We start from the raw sequence: 18255 nt of genomic DNA on the forward strand, positions 1-18255 counted from the left end.
CGACACGGCATTCCCACGCGGAGCGTGGGAACGATCTGAACATCTGATCGACGCATGCTCTTTGTAAGAGCGCGCTTGCCCGCGATTGCGGTCTGTCTGTGACATCAATACGACCTGACACGGCCCTGTCGCGGGCAAGCGCGCTCCTACAACATCGCGACGACCGCTTTATACAAGGTAATTCAATGCGTCTGTTCCACACCTCCGACTGGCACTTGGGCCAGAACCTCCATGGCCAGGAGCGTGACTTCGAACACGAAAGTTTTCTGAAATGGCTGCTGGCCCGCCTGCTCGAACGCAGCCCCGATGTGCTGCTGATCGCAGGCGACATCTTCGATACCGTCAACCCACCGGTCAAAGCTCAGGAGCGGCTGTACGACTTCATCGTCAGCGCCCACGAACAGAACCCGCAACTGACCATCGTGATGATCGCGGGCAACCACGATTCCGGCTCGCGCATCGAACTGCCCGCCCCGCTGATGCGCCGCTTGCGCACCCACGCGCTGGGCCGTGTGCTGTGGCTGGACGACGGCGTGCTCGACGTTGACCGGTTGCTGCTGCCGTTGACCAACCTCAAGGGCAAAGTGCTGGGCTGGTGCCTGGCGCTGCCGTTTCTGCGCCCTGCGGAAGTCACCGGTCCGACGCTGGGTGACAACTACCTGCGAGGCATCGCGCAGGTGCATGAAAAGCTCATCGCCGCTGCCCTGGAAAAACGCAAGAAAGGCCAGCCTCTGATCGCCATCAGCCATGCCCACATGGCAGGAGGCTCGGTCTCGGAGGATTCCGAACGCAGCCTGATCATCGGCAACGCCGAAGCCCTGCCCGCCAGCCTGTTCGACAAAAGCGTCACCTACGTCGCTCTTGGCCATCTGCACAAGCCGCAGAAGGTCAACGGCGAAAACCGGATTCGCTACAGCGGTTCGCCGATTCCCTTGTCGTTTTCGGAAATCGGCTACCAGCACCAGATCCTCGAAATCGAGACCGAGGGCGACAAGCTGACCAGCGTCACTCCGATGCGGATCCCGCGTGCAGTCAACCTGCAACGCATCGGCCCGGCGCCACTGGCTGATCTGTTGCTGCAACTCAAGGCGTTGCCGGACATCGACCTGCTCGCCGACGTTGATCGTCAGCCGTGGCTTGAGGTCCGGGTGAAACTGGACGAGCCACAACCTGACCTGCGCAACCAGATCGAATCCGCACTGGAGAACAAGGCCGTACGGCTGGTGCGCATCGGCGCCGAGTACGCCGGTAAAGGCGCGCGCAACGATGAGGATGAGCGCGACCTGATCGAGCTGGATCAGCTCAGCCCGCAAGAACTGTTCAGTCGCGCCTGGCTCGACAGCTACGGCAGCGAAGTGGACGAACAGACCCTGCAGGACTTCGCTACCCTGCTGCATGAGGTGCAACTGGCAGACGGACAACCGGAGGGCGAACAGCCATGAAAATCCTCGCCATTCGCCTGAAAAATCTGGCCTCGCTGGCAGGGCCGTTCGTACTGGATTTCACCGCCGAACCACTGGCCAGTGCGGGCCTGTTCGCCATCACCGGCCCTACGGGCGCGGGCAAGAGCACCTTGCTCGACGCCTTGTGTCTTGCGCTGTTCGGCGCGATCCCGCGATTGAACAATGTCGGCCAGTCCCGGGTGCCGGAAATCGACGGCGACATCAGCACTGCGGACCCGCGTAATCTGCTGCGTCGCGGCACGGGGAGCGGTTATGCCGAAGTGGATTTCGTCGGCATCGACAAACGTCGCTATCGCGCGCGCTGGGAAACCAACCGCGCCCGCGACAACGCCACGAAAAAGCTGCAACTGAGTCGCCAGACCCTCACCGATCTGGACAGCGACCAAATCCTCAGCAGCCAGAACAAGACCGAATACAAAACCCTGCTCGAAGCCCGATTGGGCCTGAACTTCGAGCAGTTCACCCGTGCGGTGATGCTGGCACAGAGCGAATTCAGCGCCTTTCTCAAGGCCGATGACCGCGAGCGCAGCGAACTGCTTGAAAAGCTTACCGACACCGCGATCTACAGCCAGTTGGGCCGTCGCGCCTACAGCAAAAGCAAGGAAGCCGAAGAGGCGCTGAAAATGCTCAATGCGCAGGCGGGCAACCTGACACCGCTGGACGCTGAACAGCGCGCGGAACTGGAGCAGCGTTTCGCCGGTGCGCAACAGCAACTGAAGCTGGCGCAAGCGCAACTGCGTCAATTGGAGTTGAAACAGCAATGGCTGAGCGAATTGAATCGCCTGCGTGACAGCCATCAGGCCGCCAACGAGCAGCTCGTCGGCGCGCAGCAGACCTGGGATCAACAAAGCGCCGAACGGCGGCAGTTGGCCCACCTGGAACGGCTCGCGCCGCAGCGTCACCTGTTCGGTCAGCGGCAGAAACTCGACAATCAGCGCTCACCGCTGGCTGTGCAGATTCAAACGCACATTCAGGAACAATCCAGCACGCAGGCAAATCTTTCGGCATTGGAAACCAGAGTCGCTGCCGATCAAGACGCATTGCAACAGGCTCAGGAGCAGCAACAGGCCGCCAGACCGACGCTGAGCGAGGCGTTTGAGCAGCAGGTTCAGCTCAATCACCTGAACAACGAGCTGCAACAGCTCAATGAGCAGGCCCGTGTCGCCGGGCAAGCGAGTCAGGACGGTCAACTCGCGCTCGATCAACTGACCGAAAAACAGCACCAAGTCGAAGCACGCCTGCAAGCCATCGCCGAGCAACTGCAAAAGAGCAGAGAGCTTGATGAGCTGAGTAAATCCTGGAGCGCATACGCCCCTCGCCTGCAACAAATCGTGCGTGTCAGTTCCCGCCTGAACAAAGGCCGCGAAGAACTGCCTGCCCTGGAACAGGCCTCGACCCGTGCCGAACAGGCCTTGAGTGAACGCCGCACGGCCTTGCAGGCGCTGTATGACGATGCCGAAGTCAAGGCCGACGCGGTGAGCCAGGAAATCGAACGGCTCGGGCAACTGTTGCAAGACAGCCGCCAGCAGCACAGCGCCAGTGACGCGCTGGAGCGCCTGTGGCAACGGCATCAGGACATCGCCATCCGGTTGCAAGACGTGCAGACGCAGCAGCAACAGGCCACCGAGCGCCGCGCCCAAGGCATCGCCAAAGGGCTTCAACTCAAAAGCGAACATGAAGCTGCCGAACAGGCGCTCAAGGTAACGCTCGAGCTGTTGCAACGTCAGCGGCTGGCCCGCAGCGCCAGCGTCGAGCAATTGCGCGAGCAACTGGTGGATCAGCAGCCCTGCCCGGTTTGCGGCAGTGAAGAGCATCCGTATCACCAGTCCGATGCGTTGCTGCAAGCGTTGTCGGGTCACGACGACAGCGAAGAAACCGCAGCGCGCCAGAGGGTCAGCCAGCTCAGCGAACAACTCGCCGAATTGCGGGCCGAGGTGAGTGAACTGAACAATCAGCTCAAACAATCCAAACCGCAGCTCGATCAACTCGCCGAGCAGTTGCAGAAGCTGACCCCGGACCTGCAAGCCCATGCGCTGTACCCTCGCCTGCTCGAACAACCCGAGCACCAACGCAGCGACTGGCTGAGCGAGCGTCTGCATCAACTGGCGCAAGACGTGCTCACCGCCGAACAACGCCAGGCCCGACTGTTGAAAGTGCAGCGTGACGCCGAAGCCCTGCAACAGCAGGTCCAGGACGCCCGTGAAGCCAGTCAGCAAGCGATGAAACTGCTGGATGATCAACAGCGCAGCATTTCGCTGGATAACCAGACCTTCGAAACGGCGCTTCAAGAGTTTGAACCCTTGTTGCCGAGCGAGAGCCTGGCGGCATGGCGCGAGTCGGCCACCGAAAGTTTCATTCAACTGGACAACGACATTGCCCAGCGCATTCGGCAGCTCGACCAACAGAAGGACGAGCAACAGGAACATGCGGAGCGAGCGCAGACAATCGAGCGCGAGCAGTTCGCGCAGCAAGGCCGTCAGCAGCACACCCAAGACCTGCAACAACGGGTCGACAGCCGCCAACAGCAACAGCACGCGGTGCAGCAGCGCCTGCGAGAAATCCTGGGCGAACACGCCAGCGCCGAGCAGTGGCAGCAGCATCTGGAACAGGCGGTCGAACAGGCGCGTCAGGCTCAGACCGCCACTGCCGAGGCCTTGCAGCAGGCTCGTAGCGGCTTGATCAAATTGACGGCTGAACTGGAAGGCGAACAACAGCGTCTGCGCTCGCTGGAACAGGAAATCGCCGATCTTGACGGTCAGATCACAGCGTGGCGCGCTCAGCACAGCGAGCTGGATGACGCCGCGCTCGACGCCCTGTTGACCCTGAGCGATGACGACGTCACGCAGTTGCGCCAGCGTCTGCAACAGAGCGAAAAGGCACTGGAGCAAGCGAAGACACTGGTGCAGGAACGCGAAGCGCAGGTGCAACAGCATCAGGCCCAACACAGCGACTTCAGCGATGCCGAGCAACTGCTGACGGCGCTGGACGAGGCTCAGTCGCTCACAGCAACCCATGACCAATCCTGCGCCGACCTGCGCGCGCACATCAGCGAGGATGATCGTCGCCGCAACGCCAGCAGCGAGTTGCAGGAACGCATCGCCGCCGCTTCATCCGAATATCAGCGTTGGGGCCGCATCAGTGCACTGGTGGGTTCGGCCAACGGCGACACCTTCCGCAAGATCGCCCAAACCTACAACCTCGATTTGCTGGTGCATCACGCCAACGCCCAGCTCAAGCAACTGGTGCGCCGCTACCGCCTCAAGCGCGGCGGCAGCTTGCTAGGCCTGCTGGTCATGGACACCGAAATGGGCGACGAACTGCGCTCGGTCCATTCGCTGTCCGGTGGTGAAACCTTCCTGGTGTCGCTGGCATTGGCGTTGGGTCTGGCATCCATGGCGTCGAGCACCTTGCGCATCGAATCGCTGTTCATAGACGAAGGCTTCGGCAGCCTCGATCCCGAGTCGCTACAACTGGCGATGGATGCACTGGACGGCTTGCAGGCCCAAGGCCGTAAGGTCGGAGTCATTTCCCACGTTCAGGAAATGCATGAACGGATTCCGGTGCAGATTCAGGTGCGTCGTCAGGGCAATGGGTTGAGTACGCTGGAGGTGACTTGATTCTGCTCGTAGGGCGTAGGAGCGGCGCTTGCCCGCGATCTGCCGGGAATCGGCAGCAAAATCAGCTACACCGCAGCGTCAGGCAAATTGAGCCGCCGGGTTTTACGACTGCTGCGCAGCCGATCGCGGACAAGTCGCGCTCCTACGGCCTTCGGCCAGAAGCGGTCCTGGGTGAACAACTAAACCACCGACCACTGGAACATCGGCGAGAACAGTTCGCCATGCTTCGGTGGCGGGTTGCCCGCGGTCAGCCGCTGTGCGCGCAACATTTCTATGTCCTGCGCTACTTCGGTTTTGAACTCCATGCTCCGCGCCACCCCACCCACCGATCCCTCGCCATGCCCCAATAACGAGCAGCCATTGTTGATCAGGGCAAAAAACACAATCACCCAGAAATTGATGCCTTTCACGACGCCCGTCCTTTCGCCTGATCCGCTGCACGCTCCAGCGCAACGACCGACGAAGGCTCGGACACCGATGAAGGCTCGCCCAAGTGTGGATTCAGACTGACGACAGTCACCACTGCGATGAAAACGACATACAACGCGATGGCGGTATAAGCGCCTTGTTTAAGTGAATGAAGAATGGCAGTGGCCATGGTAAGTGCTCCGGGATGTTTCTTTAATGGCGGCCAGAATGCCCGGAGTGACTATTAATTAAAAACGATGTGGAGCGATTCAAAACATTAGGCGCGTTGATTATTTAGCACTTCAATTAGCCCGATAGATTGATGCCCATAGGGAACGCTGCGCATAAAAAAATCCCCGTCGCTTATTCAGCAGACGGGGATCAAAGGGAGGGAATTCAACGCTTTCGCGAGCAAGCTCGCCGACATTTGATGCATGGCCTGACACGCAGTGGTCAGTGGGTCGCATCAACCTGTAGAAGGCGAATTTGCTCGCGAAAGCGTTCTTTCAACATCGAGCAAGATGAAACATGCAGCGATTGAAACTTCCGTTCTCTTAAATCCATTCCCCAGTGCCGTGTACGTCGTGGCTGGGGAATGGATTCATCGGTTCAGAGTGATTCATTGCGAAGTCTTATGATCCAGAGCCGCGTAGAAGTTGGCACTTTGTTGCAGGTATTTCGGGGTGTAGCTCTGGGTCGATGCAACTTTCTTTTCTGCAACTTCAACGCTGGCACTGGCAGGCAATGCAACCGAAGCGGAGATGGCAGACGCGGCGATGATGGAGAAGAGATTGAAGTTCATGATGCGTACCTCGGTGTCGTGTTTCGTTTCAAGTCTTGACCGTCGTGGCCGTGGAATGAAAGTTACGCCCGAGACGCTTTCAGAAAAAATCTTTTCTGGCACTAGCCCATATCACGCCAATTAATACATGGCTGCAGCCCTTGATTTTCGGGGGCTGCAGCCTGCGTCAATGTGTCACTGGCAGTGTTCAATGGCTTAGAAAACGGAAATCCGAAGGGGAATCGACGTCGATTTTCTGCACGGTATCGCCCAGAAGACCGGTTTTAGGGTCGAAACGCACGGTGACGATCTGGTTGCTTTTCTGGTTGGCGATCAGCACGAAATGGCCGCTGGGGTCGAAAGCGAATTCCCGTGGTTCCTTGCCCTCCACAGAACGCCGCTGAATTTCCTTCAATTGGCCATTGCCGGCGTTGATGCTGAACGCCAACAGTTCGTTGACCTCTCCACGGTTGGCGACGTAGAGGAATTTGCCGTCTGGCGAGGTGTGCAGGCCACCGGCTGCGCGGTATTGCTGGCCCTCCAGTTTTGCCAGATCCACCAGTTGCGTGCGTTTGAACACGCCGTCCTTGTAATCGAACACGGCCACTTGCGCGCTCATTTCCAGGGTCAGCCAGGCGTGCTTGCCGTCTTTGCTGAACAGCAAATGGCGCGGGCCGCTGCCCGGTGGCAGGTCGACCGAAGGCACTTTCGCAGGTTTGAGGGGCTGGGTCTGTTTGGCGTCGTAGCTGAAGACAAACATCTTGTCGGCGCCCAGGTCCATGGCGATCAGGTATTTGCCGTCAGGCGTTGGGACCGCTGAGTGAACATGAGACGACGCCTGACGCTCCGGGTTGACCTTGCTGGCTTCATGAGTCGCGGTTTGCACGACGGGCGAGAGTCTGCCGTCTTTGCCTACAGGCACTACCGCCAGCGAACCGCCCGGATCGGGATGAACGGCGTAGTTGGCGACGAACAGGAAACGACCGTCAGCGCTCAGGTTGGAATGCGTCGGCTCCTCGCCTTTGCTCTCGATCTGGTTGATGAAGGAGACCGCGTGGGTTTTCGGGTCGATGGCGAAACTGCTGACCTTGCCCACCACGTCGGTCTGGCCGGGGCCGTTTTCATTGACGGCGAACAGATGGCGCTGGTCTTTGGAGAGGGTCAGCCAGGAGGGGTTTTCGCTTTTGATCACCTGACGCGGCGTGGCGTCGAGCTGGCCGGTCTGGGTATTGAAGCCATAGCGATAGATGCCTTCGCTTTTGCCAGCGGTGTAGGCGCCGACCAGCACGTCGTAATCGGTCATGGTATTGGCCTGAACGGAAAGAGCGGTAAGGCTGCTGGCGAGCACCAGCCAGGGCAGGAATTTGGGAGTCATGGGAGTGATCTCGTTGTTGGAGTTGTTGGCGCGTGGTTCACGCGGGAATCAGGGGTATGACAGCGGTTGGCGCAACGTAGTTGCCATTCAGGCACAGCGGAACTGTAGGAGCGTGCCTTGTCCCGCGGACGGCTGCGAAGCAGTCGCAAAATCATCGAACTCGATGTGCCTGAAACACCGCGTGCGTAGCTTTTACGACGACTGCGTCGCCGATCGTGGGCAAGCCACGCTCCTACAGGAATGGTGGCGGATGCTTATTCGTCTTCCTCGTCATCCCCCGCCGAGAACGCTTCGAGTACCACGATGCGGTGGTCGGCGTTGCCATCGTTGATGACCCAGCTTTGCAAGGTGCTATCGAATTCGGCGGCGTCTACCTGCGCCAGCGAGAAGCGCCAGACTTTGCGCTCGCGACCGTCCATGCTCTCGACCTGGAACATCTCGTCCAGCGTGAATTCGAAGGCGTGCAGACCGTCGATTTCCAGCATGCCGTGGGAGGTCAAGGCTGTTTGCAGGGCGGCGCGGAGGGTTTGGGAGGCGGTGGTCATGGCAGAAGTTCGCATCGGTTGAAAGCGCGAATGATAGGCCAAAAGACGCCGTCGTGTACGACCGGCGCCCGATGACCTTGACCGGTTGATCAGCCCTGCACAGCCTCCTTGGCGTAATACCGAGCCGGAATCCCCCAGACGATCAAGGCAATCGCCAGCACGCTCACGGCAAACAGGGCGAACAAAGCAGGCGTTGCCGTGCCGGTCAGGTCCTTGATCCGCCCCACCATGAACGGCGCGATGATGCCGCCGAGCTGGCCCAGCGAGTTGATCAGGGCGATGCCCGCTGCGGCGGCGATGCCCGTGAGGAAGCGTGGCGGGATGGTCCAGAAGATCGGCATCCAGGCGATGATGCCGGTCATGATCAGGGTCATACCGATCATCAACGGCAGCAGTTGCGCTGGCGCCAGCGCGCAGACCAGATAGCCGATCGCCGTGAGAGTCGCGCAGCCCGCCATGTGCCAGCGGCGCTCGCCATGACGGTCAGAACTGGCGCCAATCAGCAGGTTGCCGATCACCGCGCCCACGTAGGGGATGACCGTGAGCAGGCCGATGTTCATGGTGTCCACCACACCCGCGCTCTTGATCAGTTGCGGCATCCAGAACAACAGGCCGGTCAGGGCCATGACCAGGCACAGGTAGATCGCCGACATGACGTAGGTGGTCGGGTGTTTCCAGATATCTTTGACCTTCTGCGACGCAGCAGGCTGCGGCTCGCTGGCCATGCGCGACAGCACGACCTGTTTTTCCTGAGCGCTGAGCCAGGGTGCGTCTTCAATACGGTCTTTGACCAGCCAGAACACCACGCCGCCGAGCAGCACAGACGGAATGCCTTCCAGCAGAAACAACCAGCGCCACCCGGCCATGCCCATCACGCCATCGAAGTGACCGAGTATCAGCCCGGCAATTGGACCTCCCACAATCCCACACAGGCAAATGGAGCTTTTGAAGTAGGAATTGACCCGTGCCCGGCGCGTACTGGGGTACCACTGGGTGAAGAAATACAGCACGCCGGGAACGAAGCCCGCTTCCATCACACCGATCAGAAAACGCAGGGTGTAGAACCAGAATTCGGTCTGCACGAACATCATGCACGCCGATGCGATGCCCCAGGAGACCATGATCCGGGCGATCCAGATTCGCGCGCCGATCTTGTGCAGCAGCACGTTGCTGGGGACTTCGAAGAGGAAATAGCCGACGAAGAACAGGCTCGCGCCCAGACCGTAAACGGTTTCGCTGAAACCCAGATCGCTGGCCATTTGCAGCTTGGCGAAGCTGATGTTGACCCGGTCCAGGTAGGCGAACAGGAAGCAGCAGATGAACAGCGGCACGATACGCCAACTGACTTTGCGGTAGATGCGGTCTTCCAGGGCGTCGGAGTCGAGCTGTTCCAGCGGGATGGCGTTGGCGGTCATGGGGCGCACCTCGGTTATTGTTATGGCGGGTGTCGGTGTTTCAAGCGCTTGATGATCGTTCCCACGCTCCGCGTGGGAACGCATTGCGTCACCGGGACACGGAGCATCCTGAGCGGCATTCCCACGCGGAGCGTGGGAACGATCATGTAGCCGCGCTAGATGGCGGCGGTGGTATTCACCCCATCCACCAACCGCTGAATCCCCAGCGGGTTGGCGTTTTTCAGGGCGTCGGGCAAGGCGTTGTCGGGGTAGTTCTGGAAGCACACCGGGCGCAAATAGCGGTCGATGGCAAGCGTGCCGACCGACGTACCCCGAGCATCGGAGGTCGCCGGGTACGGGCCGCCATGAACCATCGAGTCCACCACTTCCACGCCCGTCGGGTAGCCATTGATGAGGATGCGCCCTACCTTCTGCTCCAATAGCCCAGTCAGTTCACTGAAGCGCTGCAAGTCATCGCCGTCCACCAACAAGGTCGCGGTGAGCTGGCCATGCAGACCGAGCAAGGCCTCAGTGAGCTGGGCCTGATCGGCCACTTCGACGACGATAGACGTCGGGCCGAAGACTTCCTCTTGCAACAATTCATCCCCTTCGAGCAACAGGCTGACATCCGCCTTGAACAACTGTGGATGGGCCTGATCGCCCTGCTGTTCGCTGCCTGCCAGATGCTCGATACCTGAGTGGGCATGCAGCGCTTTCAGACCCCGGCTGTAGCTGCCCAGCGTGCCTGCATTGAGCATGGTTTGCGGCGGCTGATCGTTGATCTGATCGGCAAGGCGTTTTTGGAAGTCGCTGAACGCAGGCGAGCGCAAGCCGATCACCAGGCCGGGGTTGGTGCAAAACTGCCCGCAGCCTTGCACGATGGAAGCGGCCAGTTCCGTGGCGATGTGTTCGCTGCGCAGGCCCAACGCCTGGGGCAGAACGATCACCGGATTGATGCTCGACATTTCCGCGAACACCGGGATCGGTTGCGGACGCGCGGCGGCCATGTCGCACAGCGCGCGGCCCCCCTTGAGCGAACCGGTGAAGCCAACCGCCTGAATCGCCGGGTGCTTGACCAGCCACTCGCCAACCCCACTGCCGTAAATCATGTTGAACACGCCTTTGGGCATGCCGGTCTTTTCGGCGGCGCGCAGCAAGGCGCCCGCAACGATTTCCGCTGTTGCCATGTGGCCGCTGTGGGCCTTGAACACGACTGGACATCCAGCGGCCAGCGCTGATGCGGTGTCGCCGCCTGCCGTGGAAAATGCCAGTGGAAAGTTACTGGCGCCGAACACCGCGACCGGACCGAGGCCGATGCGGTATTGACGCAAATCAGGGCGTGGGGCGGGCTTGCGGTCCGGCAGCGGCAAGTCGATGCGCGCACCGTAGAAATCGCCCCGACGCAGCACCTTGGCGAACAGGCGCATTTGCCCGGTCACCCGCCCGCGTTCACCTTGAATGCGCGCGCTGGGCAGCGCGGTTTCACGGCACACGGTGGCGATGAAATCGTCGTCCAGCGCGTCGATTTCGTCGGCGATGGCGTCGAGGAAGTGCGCACGCTTTTCTGCGCTCAGCGAGCGGTAGGCAGGATAGGCAGCAGCGGCGGCTTTGGCGGCGGCGTCCACCTCCTCCACCGTCGCTTGATAGAAGTCGTAGGGCAGGTTTTCGCCGGTGCTGGCGTCGACGCTGTAGACGATGATGGTGCCCGCAGCGCTGCGGGTGCCGTTGATGAAGTTGTGGCCAAGAATCTTAGACATAGGTCAGGTCCTGCGATGCAAGGTTGTCAGGCAAACGGCGGTCTGTGGGAGATTCCGTGTTAATTGGCCAACCGCTTTCGCCACCAAGGCGGCTCCCACAAGGATTACGCCGAATCCAAATCTCCAGTTCGACGCTGAACTTTGTGGGAGCCGGCTTGCTGGCGAAGGCGGTGTGTCAGGCACCGTCAACGCGACGGGCCGGCCGCATTCGCCAGCAAGTCGGCTCCCACAGGTCCCGCGCATACGTGTTAAAGCTGGGTAATCCCACCCGGCTCAAACACCGCTTCGGTCGCCGCAATGCCATTCATCAGCGGGGCACCGAACTCGCTCTGGCTGATTTCGAAATGATCCCCCGGCTGGGTCTTGATGCCATCCGCGAAGGACAGCGTCGCGGTGCCGAAGAAATGCACGTGCACGTCCCCCGGACGCAGGAACTGGCGGTATTTGAAGTGGTGGTATTCGAGGTTTTCCAGACTGTGGCACATGTTGGCCTCGCCGCTGAGGAACTCCTTCTCCCACAGCACTTGGCCGTCGCGCAGGATGCGACTGGTGCCCGCCAGATGTTGCGGCAGATCGCCCACGCGCAGCTCAGGGCCGAACGAACAGGCGCGCAGTTTCGAATGGGCGAGGTAGAGGTAGTTTTTGCGCTCCATGACGTGGTCGGAAAATTCGTTGCCGATGGCGAAGCCCAGTCGATACGGTTTGCCGTCGTTGCCGATCACGTAGAGGCCGCTCAGTTCGGGTTCTTCACCAGCGTCTTCTGAGAACGGCGGTTGCGGGAAGGCCTCCCCCGGGCGCACGACAATGCTGCCGTCGCCCTTGTAGAACCACTCCGGCTGCACCCCCGCTTGCCCCGCTGTCGGTTTGCCGCCTTCGATGCCCCATTTGAAGATGCGCATGGTGTCGGTCATGGCTGCTTCGTCAGTGCCGTGCTGGTGCATCTTGTCGCGTGCGGAAGCACTGCCCAGATGGGTCAAACCGGTGCCGCTGACCAGCAGGTGCGCCGGGTCCGGGTGGTCAAGCGGCGGCAGGATGCGTAGGTCAGCGCGCAGTTGCGAGTAATCGTGGCTGTCGCCAAGGCCCAGGCTGTCGACCTGTTCGGCCAGGGAAGTCTTTTTGTCGATGGCCGTCAGCGCCAGCTCGCGGGTGCTGGTCGCGCCCTGAATTTCCCGCACCAGCGCACCGTCGACCAGACCGACACGACGCTGGCCGTTACCCAATTCGAATTGAACCAAATGCATGTGAAGACTCCTCTTTATGAGCTATGCCACGCTCCTACAACGCGCGGACCACGGTTACCGCGAACGGGCGCTGGACGAAAATTCGCTTTCCGGCAATACGTGCTTGCGCTCCAACACGCGGTACACCACGCCGGTCAAAATCAACCCAAACACCATCACGCCCGCGAGGAAGTACAGACCGGTAGCCAGATTGCCGGTGATTTCCTTCAGCCAGCCGATGACGAACGGCCCAATGTAGCCGCCCAGGTTGCCCACCGAGTTGATCAGCGCGATGCCCGCAGCAGCACTGGCCCCGGCGAAGAAGCGGCCCGGCAGCGTCCAGAAAATCGCGGTGCAGGAAAACAGCGAGAATGCCACCAGGCACAGCGCCGCCAGTTGCAACACCGGGGCATTCAGGAAGGCGCTGAAGAACAGGCCCAACGCGCCGATCACATAAAGGAAAGCCAGGTGGCCGTAACGGTCATTCAGGCGGTCGGAACTGCGCGGCACGATCAACAGGCCGACGATGCCGAAGATATAAGGCACGGCGGAAACGAAGCCGGTCACCAGATCGCTGCCGCCAAACTGTTTGATCAAGGTCGGCAACCACAGGCCCAGGCCGTAAATGCTCAGGGTCACCGGAAGATAGAACAGCGCCAGCAGCAAAACCCGCGAGTCTTTCAAGGCATGCAGCGGGTTGCCATGGCGGGTCTGACCGTACTCTGCCAAGTCGCGTTGCAGCTCACCGGCCAGCCATTCCTTCTCGACGGGGTCCATCCATTTCACGTCTTTCGGGCCATCAGGCAGCCAGCGCAATACTGGCCAGGTCAGCAGGATCGCAGGCGCGCCGATGCACAGGAACAGCCACTGCCAGCCGTGCAGGCCGCCGATGCCTTCCATGCCCAACAGGCCACCGGAAATGGGACCTGTGATCATCATGGCGATGGGTTGCGAGAGGATGAACAGACCCAGGATCTTGCCGCGATGGCGCACCGGGAACCATTGGGTGATGTAGTAAAGGACGCCGGGAAAGAACCCCGCTTCGGCCGCGCCGAGCAGAAAGCGCATCACATAGAAACTGGTCGGGCCTTGAATGAAGGCCATGCCCATGGTGATCGCGCCCCACGTGATCATGATCCGCGCGAACCAGCGCCGCGCGCCGAAGCGTTCGAGCATCAGGTTGCTGGGGATTTCCAGCAGAAAGTAGCCAATGAAGAACAGCCCCGCGCCCAGACCGTAGGCCGCGTCGCCAATGCCGACATCTGCGCCCATGTGCAGTTTGGCGAAGCCCACGGCGGAGCGGTCCACGTACGCGATCAGGTACAGCAGGATCAGAAACGGGATGAGTTTCAAGGTGATGCGGCGAATAAGCCTGAGTTCCTGGCTCATGCAAGCGGTCTCCACGTTGTTTTTGTTATGGAAGGCTCGGGGATCGCCTCTGACTTCGTGTGTGCCGGTGAATAGCAATGCGCGGCTGGCAGGATCGTCCCTCGATGGTAGACGACTATATAGTATTACTATTTAACGTTTCAACACTTCACACCAAGCGTTTTTAGGCCTATTTTAGTCAGCACGATAAAAATTAAGTCTTACAATAAGAGTGCTGATTTATGTCTGATTCCCAGTCCAACAAAAAACCTGTCCTGCGTTCAGCCCAATGGTTCGGGACCGCTGACAAGAACGGCTTCATGTACCGCAGCTGGATGAAGAACCAGGGCATCGCCGACCATCAATTCCAGGGCAAGCCCATCATCGGCATTTGCAACACTTGGTCCGAGCTGACCCCGTGCAACGCCCATTTCCGCACCATCGCCGAGCACGTCAAACGTGGCGTCATCGAAGCCGGTGGTTTCCCCGTGGAATTCCCTGTTTTCTCCAATGGCGAATCGAACCTGCGTCCGACCGCCATGCTGACGCGTAACCTGGCCAGCATGGACGTGGAAGAAGCGATTCGCGGCAACCCCATCGACGGCGTGGTCCTGCTGACCGGTTGCGACAAAACCACCCCCGCCCTGCTGATGGGCGCCGCGAGCTGTGACGTACCGGCCATCGTCGTGACCGGCGGTCCGATGCTCAACGGCAAGCACAAAGGCAAGGACATCGGCGCCGGGACCATCGTCTGGCAGATGCACGAGTCCTATAAGGCAGGCCAGATCAGCCTCGACGAATTCCTCTCTGCCGAAGCGGGCATGTCGCGCTCGGCGGGCACCTGTAACACCATGGGCACCGCCTCGACCATGGCCTGCATGGCTGAAGCGCTGGGCACTTCGCTGCCGCACAACGCCGCCATTCCCGCCGTGGATTCGCGCCGTTACGTGTTGGCCCACATGTCCGGCATGCGCGCCGTGCAAATGGTCAACGAAGACCTGCGCCTGTCGAAGATCCTCACCAAACAAGCCTTCGAAAACGCCATCCGCGTGAACGCCGCCATCGGTGGTTCGACTAACGCGGTGATCCATTTGAAGGCCATTGCCGGGCGCATCGGCGTCGACCTGGAACTGGACGATTGGACCCGCATCGGGCGCGGCACGCCGACCCTCGTCGACCTGCAACCGTCGGGGCGCTTCCTGATGGAGGAGTTCTATTACTCCGGTGGCTTGCCTGCCGTACTGCGTCGCTTGGGTGAGAACAACCTGATTCCCAACCCCGAAGCCCTGACCGTAAACGGCAAAACCCTGTGGGAAAACGTGCAGAACTCGCCGATCTACGGTGACGACGAAGTCATCCGCGCCATCGACAATCCACTGGTGGCCGACGGTGGTATCTGCGTGCTGCGCGGTAACCTCGCACCGCTGGGCGCGGTGCTGAAGCCATCCGCTGCAACGCCTGCGCTGATGCAGCATCGCGGGCGTGCGGTGGTGTTCGACAACTTCGATATTTATAAAGAGCGAATCAACGACCCGGATCTGGACGTGGATGCCAACAGCATTCTGGTGATGAAGAACTGCGGGCCGAAGGGATATCCGGGCATGGCCGAAGTGGGCAACATGGGCCTGCCTGCCAAGCTGCTGGCTCAAGGCGTGACAGACATGGTGCGGATTTCGGACGCGCGCATGAGCGGCACGGCGTACGGCACCGTGGTCTTGCATGTCGCGCCGGAAGCCGCAGCGGGCGGTCCATTGGCGGTGGTGCGGGAAGGCGACTGGATCGAACTGGACTGCGCAACTGGCCGACTGCATTTGGACATTCCGCAGGAAGAGCTCGACGCTCGTCTGGCCGACTGGCAAGCGCCGCAGAACACGCTGATCGGTGGCTATCGCCAGTTGTACATCGACCATGTGATGCAGGCCGATCAGGGTTGTGATTTCGACTTCCTGGTAGGCACACGCGGATCGGAAGTGCCGCGGCATTCGCATTGATCACCGCTATCACGCAAACGCACCCTCACCGTAACTTGCTATGATGCGCCGCACTCATCGCTCAGGATTGCCTCGCGCCCCATGGATTACCGTAAGCCCTCAGACCGCAAAAGCATGCATTCGCGCATCGTTCAGGACATCGGCATGCAGATCGTCTCAGGCCGCTTCAAGCCTGACGACAAGCTCCCCGCCGAAGCACTGTTGTGTGAGGAATACGCGGTCAGTCGCCCGGTTCTTCGCGAGGCGACGCGGGTGTTGGTGGCCAAGGGGCTGGTGTATTCGCGTCCTCGCGTCGGCACCGTGGTCAAGCCGCGCCGCGAATGGCACATCCTGGACCCTGACGTGCTGCACTGGCTGATGCAAAGCTCGCCGCAAAACGAGTTCTTCGCCCTGCTCACCAGCGTGCGCAGCATCATCGAACCCGCTGCCGCTGCCCTCGCCGCTCAGCACGCCACCCCGGCTGAAGTCGCCGCCATTGGCGAGGCCTACGATCGCATGGCCGCTGCGCCGACCGTTGAAGACGTGCTGCAACCCGACCTGGATTTCCACAGCCGCATCGCCGACGCCACCCACAATGACCTGCTCGCGCACCTGTGCAACATGCTGTCGCTGGCACTGCGTGAGGCGTTGAAACACTCCAATCAGCGGCCGAACCTGCACGAACTGGCGCTGCCCCGACACAAGGCGATTCTCACCGCTATCGAAAACCGCGACGCCCTCGGCGCCCATCATGCGACGCTGGTGCAGCTGGACGATGCGCGCAATGCGTTGAATGTGGTGTTGGGGAAAGGTTTGTAGCCGCTCGACACATTACTTGTGGGCGTGAGCTTGCTCACGATGGCATAGGGTCAGTCATGTCAGTCACTGCCTCCGTGACGGCCAATCCCTAATCGTGAGCAAGCTCACGCCCACAGGGGAGAGTGCTGCCGCCCTCCCACCTCGCCAAATCTCCGCTATAACCAATAGATCCCGATCTTCAATCGACACGGACCCGTCGCCTATCCATGCCTTATTGCTCGCGACCTCAGTGCAAAAAATGAGGCTCAACATGTATCCGATCGCCAGGCTGTGCGGCATAGGCTTGCTTTTGGGGCTGTTGGCCGCGCTGCTGCTCAAAAACATGCTGATGGGCAATGACGTCGATTTTCACCGGCACAAAGCCTTGCTGATCGGCATCGACGGCGTGCAATACGAACAACTCAAACACGCCATCGAGGCCGGCAAAGCTCCGGTGATCGGCCAGTTCCATCCGGCGATGAGTTACACAGGCGGGATCGTCGGCAGTTCGACGCAACAACCCACCCTCAGCGGCCCTGGCTGGGCCACGGTGTTGACCGGCGCCTGGGCCAACCGTCATCGCATCTCCAGCAATGACAGCAGCCTGCGCAACAAAACGGACAGCCTGTTCAAGCTGATCAGCCTGTCCTCGCCGACTCGCCACAGCGCCAGCATCGTCAGCTGGAACCCCATCAACGACAACTTCGTCGACGACATCAGCGCCGGTTTCATCGAACTGGGAGTCAAGTGCGGCGGTGATGATCAGTGCGCCACTGACCGCACCGTTCAGGAACTGCGCACCGGCAATTTCGATTTCATTTTTGTGCACCTCGACCAACCCGACAGCGCCGGGCACGAGAACGGTTTCGGGCCGCATTATCAGGACGCGATCGTCCACTCGGATCAGCAAGTCGCGCAGATACTCGCCGCGCTGGGTCAGCGAGAGAAGGAAAATCCTGAAGAGGACTGGCTGGTGATCCTGACCACCGACCACGGCAGACGCCCACCGGACGGCTTCGACCACGGCGAGCAAAGCCGCAGCGAAAAGATCACCTTCATCGCCCTCAACAAGCCCGCCAACGCCGAACTGGCACAGCCCGTTCCCGACCCCATCGCGCCGGGGCTGGACGGCTTGTACGGCGTCGCCAGTGTGGCCGACATCACGCCCACCATTCTTGCCCACATGGGTATCAACAGCGACATCGATCGTTATGGCATCGATGGTGTGCCCCTGATCGGCCCGCTCGGCGTGCGGCAACTCACGGCCACGCTGAACAGCGCCAACCGCAGCGTCCTGTTGCAATGGCGGGTCAACGAAGGCAGCAAACAGCCATTGCGCATCTACCGCTCGGGTCAGTTGATCGCCAAACTCACCGACTCCTCCCATGAATACCTGGACAGCGACCTGCCGCAGCCCATTGGCCAGTTGAACTACACCGTCGTGCTCAATGACGTTCCTGTTTCGAGGCTGGTCTCTGAACCGGTGACCAAGCGCGGAGAAGCGCAATAACGGACCGGGTGCTTATATTATTTTCTGCTTAACACGAGGCCAATTAACC

At 60.4% G+C, this 18255-nt stretch carries 14 protein-coding genes; 5 read left to right on the forward strand and 9 right to left on the reverse strand.

Going from position 1 to position 18255, the window contains the following annotated elements; translation table 11 throughout:
• Positions 1-185 precede the first annotated feature (185 nt).
• Positions 186-1442 (forward strand): exonuclease SbcCD subunit D C-terminal domain-containing protein, encoded by a 1257-nt coding sequence (locus ACI2KB_RS03190; protein ID WP_404631283.1) that lies wholly within the window; start codon positions 186-188, stop codon positions 1440-1442.
• Complete coding sequence (locus ACI2KB_RS03195) at positions 1439-5080, forward strand: AAA family ATPase (protein ID WP_404631285.1); 3642 nt, start codon at positions 1439-1441, stop codon at positions 5078-5080. Before ACI2KB_RS03190 ends, ACI2KB_RS03195 begins: the two co-directional genes overlap by 4 nt.
• A gap of 179 nt (positions 5081-5259) precedes the next feature.
• On the opposite strand, the gene ACI2KB_RS03200 is transcribed toward ACI2KB_RS03195, so the two are convergent.
• The 9 genes from ACI2KB_RS03200 to ACI2KB_RS03240 form a co-directional block, all read right to left on the reverse strand.
• On the reverse strand, positions 5260-5490 hold the full coding sequence (locus ACI2KB_RS03200; RefSeq protein WP_404631287.1) for a hypothetical protein: 231 nt from the start codon (positions 5488-5490) through the stop codon (positions 5260-5262).
• On the reverse strand, positions 5487-5678 hold the full coding sequence (locus ACI2KB_RS03205; RefSeq protein ID WP_404631289.1) for a hypothetical protein: 192 nt from the start codon (positions 5676-5678) through the stop codon (positions 5487-5489). The genes ACI2KB_RS03200 and ACI2KB_RS03205 overlap by 4 nt, the downstream gene beginning before the upstream one ends.
• 429 nt (positions 5679-6107) lie before the next feature.
• Positions 6108-6290 carry a hypothetical protein gene (locus ACI2KB_RS03210; protein ID WP_404631291.1) on the reverse strand — a complete coding sequence of 61 codons (183 nt, stop codon included), beginning with the start codon at positions 6288-6290 and terminating at the stop codon, positions 6108-6110.
• A gap of 187 nt (positions 6291-6477) precedes the next feature.
• Entirely contained in the window at positions 6478-7644 is a 1167-nt protein-coding gene (locus tag ACI2KB_RS03215) for a lactonase family protein (RefSeq protein WP_404631293.1), read from the reverse strand.
• A 254-nt stretch (positions 7645-7898) separates the two neighbouring features.
• Positions 7899-8189, reverse strand: a complete 291-nt coding sequence (locus ACI2KB_RS03220; RefSeq protein ID WP_404631295.1) for a DUF5629 family protein — start codon at positions 8187-8189, stop codon at positions 7899-7901.
• Between the two features lie 89 nt (positions 8190-8278).
• On the reverse strand, positions 8279-9604 hold the full coding sequence (locus ACI2KB_RS03225; protein WP_404631297.1) for an MFS transporter: 1326 nt from the start codon (positions 9602-9604) through the stop codon (positions 8279-8281).
• A gap of 155 nt (positions 9605-9759) precedes the next feature.
• On the reverse strand, positions 9760-11340 hold the full coding sequence (locus ACI2KB_RS03230; RefSeq protein ID WP_404631299.1) for an aldehyde dehydrogenase (NADP(+)): 1581 nt from the start codon (positions 11338-11340) through the stop codon (positions 9760-9762).
• A gap of 248 nt (positions 11341-11588) precedes the next feature.
• A complete protein-coding gene (gene araD1, locus ACI2KB_RS03235; protein WP_404631301.1) occupies positions 11589-12581 on the reverse strand; it encodes an AraD1 family protein in 993 nt (330 codons plus the stop codon).
• Positions 12582-12635: 54 nt separating this feature from the next.
• A complete protein-coding gene (locus tag ACI2KB_RS03240) occupies positions 12636-13949 on the reverse strand; it encodes an MFS transporter (protein WP_404631303.1) in 1314 nt (437 codons plus the stop codon).
• A gap of 221 nt (positions 13950-14170) precedes the next feature.
• Here ACI2KB_RS03240 and ACI2KB_RS03245 point away from each other — a divergent pair, with 221 nt between their 5' ends.
• The 3 genes from ACI2KB_RS03245 to ACI2KB_RS03255 all read left to right on the forward strand — a co-directional run bounded on the left by ACI2KB_RS03245 (position 14171) and on the right by ACI2KB_RS03255 (position 18206).
• Positions 14171-15919: an IlvD/Edd family dehydratase gene (locus ACI2KB_RS03245; RefSeq protein WP_404631305.1), complete on the forward strand. Its 1749-nt coding sequence runs from the start codon at positions 14171-14173 to the stop codon at positions 15917-15919.
• 81 nt (positions 15920-16000) lie between these two features.
• Positions 16001-16717, forward strand: a complete 717-nt coding sequence (locus ACI2KB_RS03250) for a FadR/GntR family transcriptional regulator (protein ID WP_404631307.1) — start codon at positions 16001-16003, stop codon at positions 16715-16717.
• 250 nt (positions 16718-16967) lie between these two features.
• Positions 16968-18206: an alkaline phosphatase family protein gene (locus ACI2KB_RS03255; RefSeq protein WP_404631309.1), complete on the forward strand. Its 1239-nt coding sequence runs from the start codon at positions 16968-16970 to the stop codon at positions 18204-18206.
• Positions 18207-18255: the final 49 nt, after the last annotated feature.

The organism is Pseudomonas sp. NPDC088444, from assembly GCF_044900175.1.
Taxonomy (GTDB): Bacteria; Pseudomonadota; Gammaproteobacteria; order Pseudomonadales; family Pseudomonadaceae; genus Aquipseudomonas.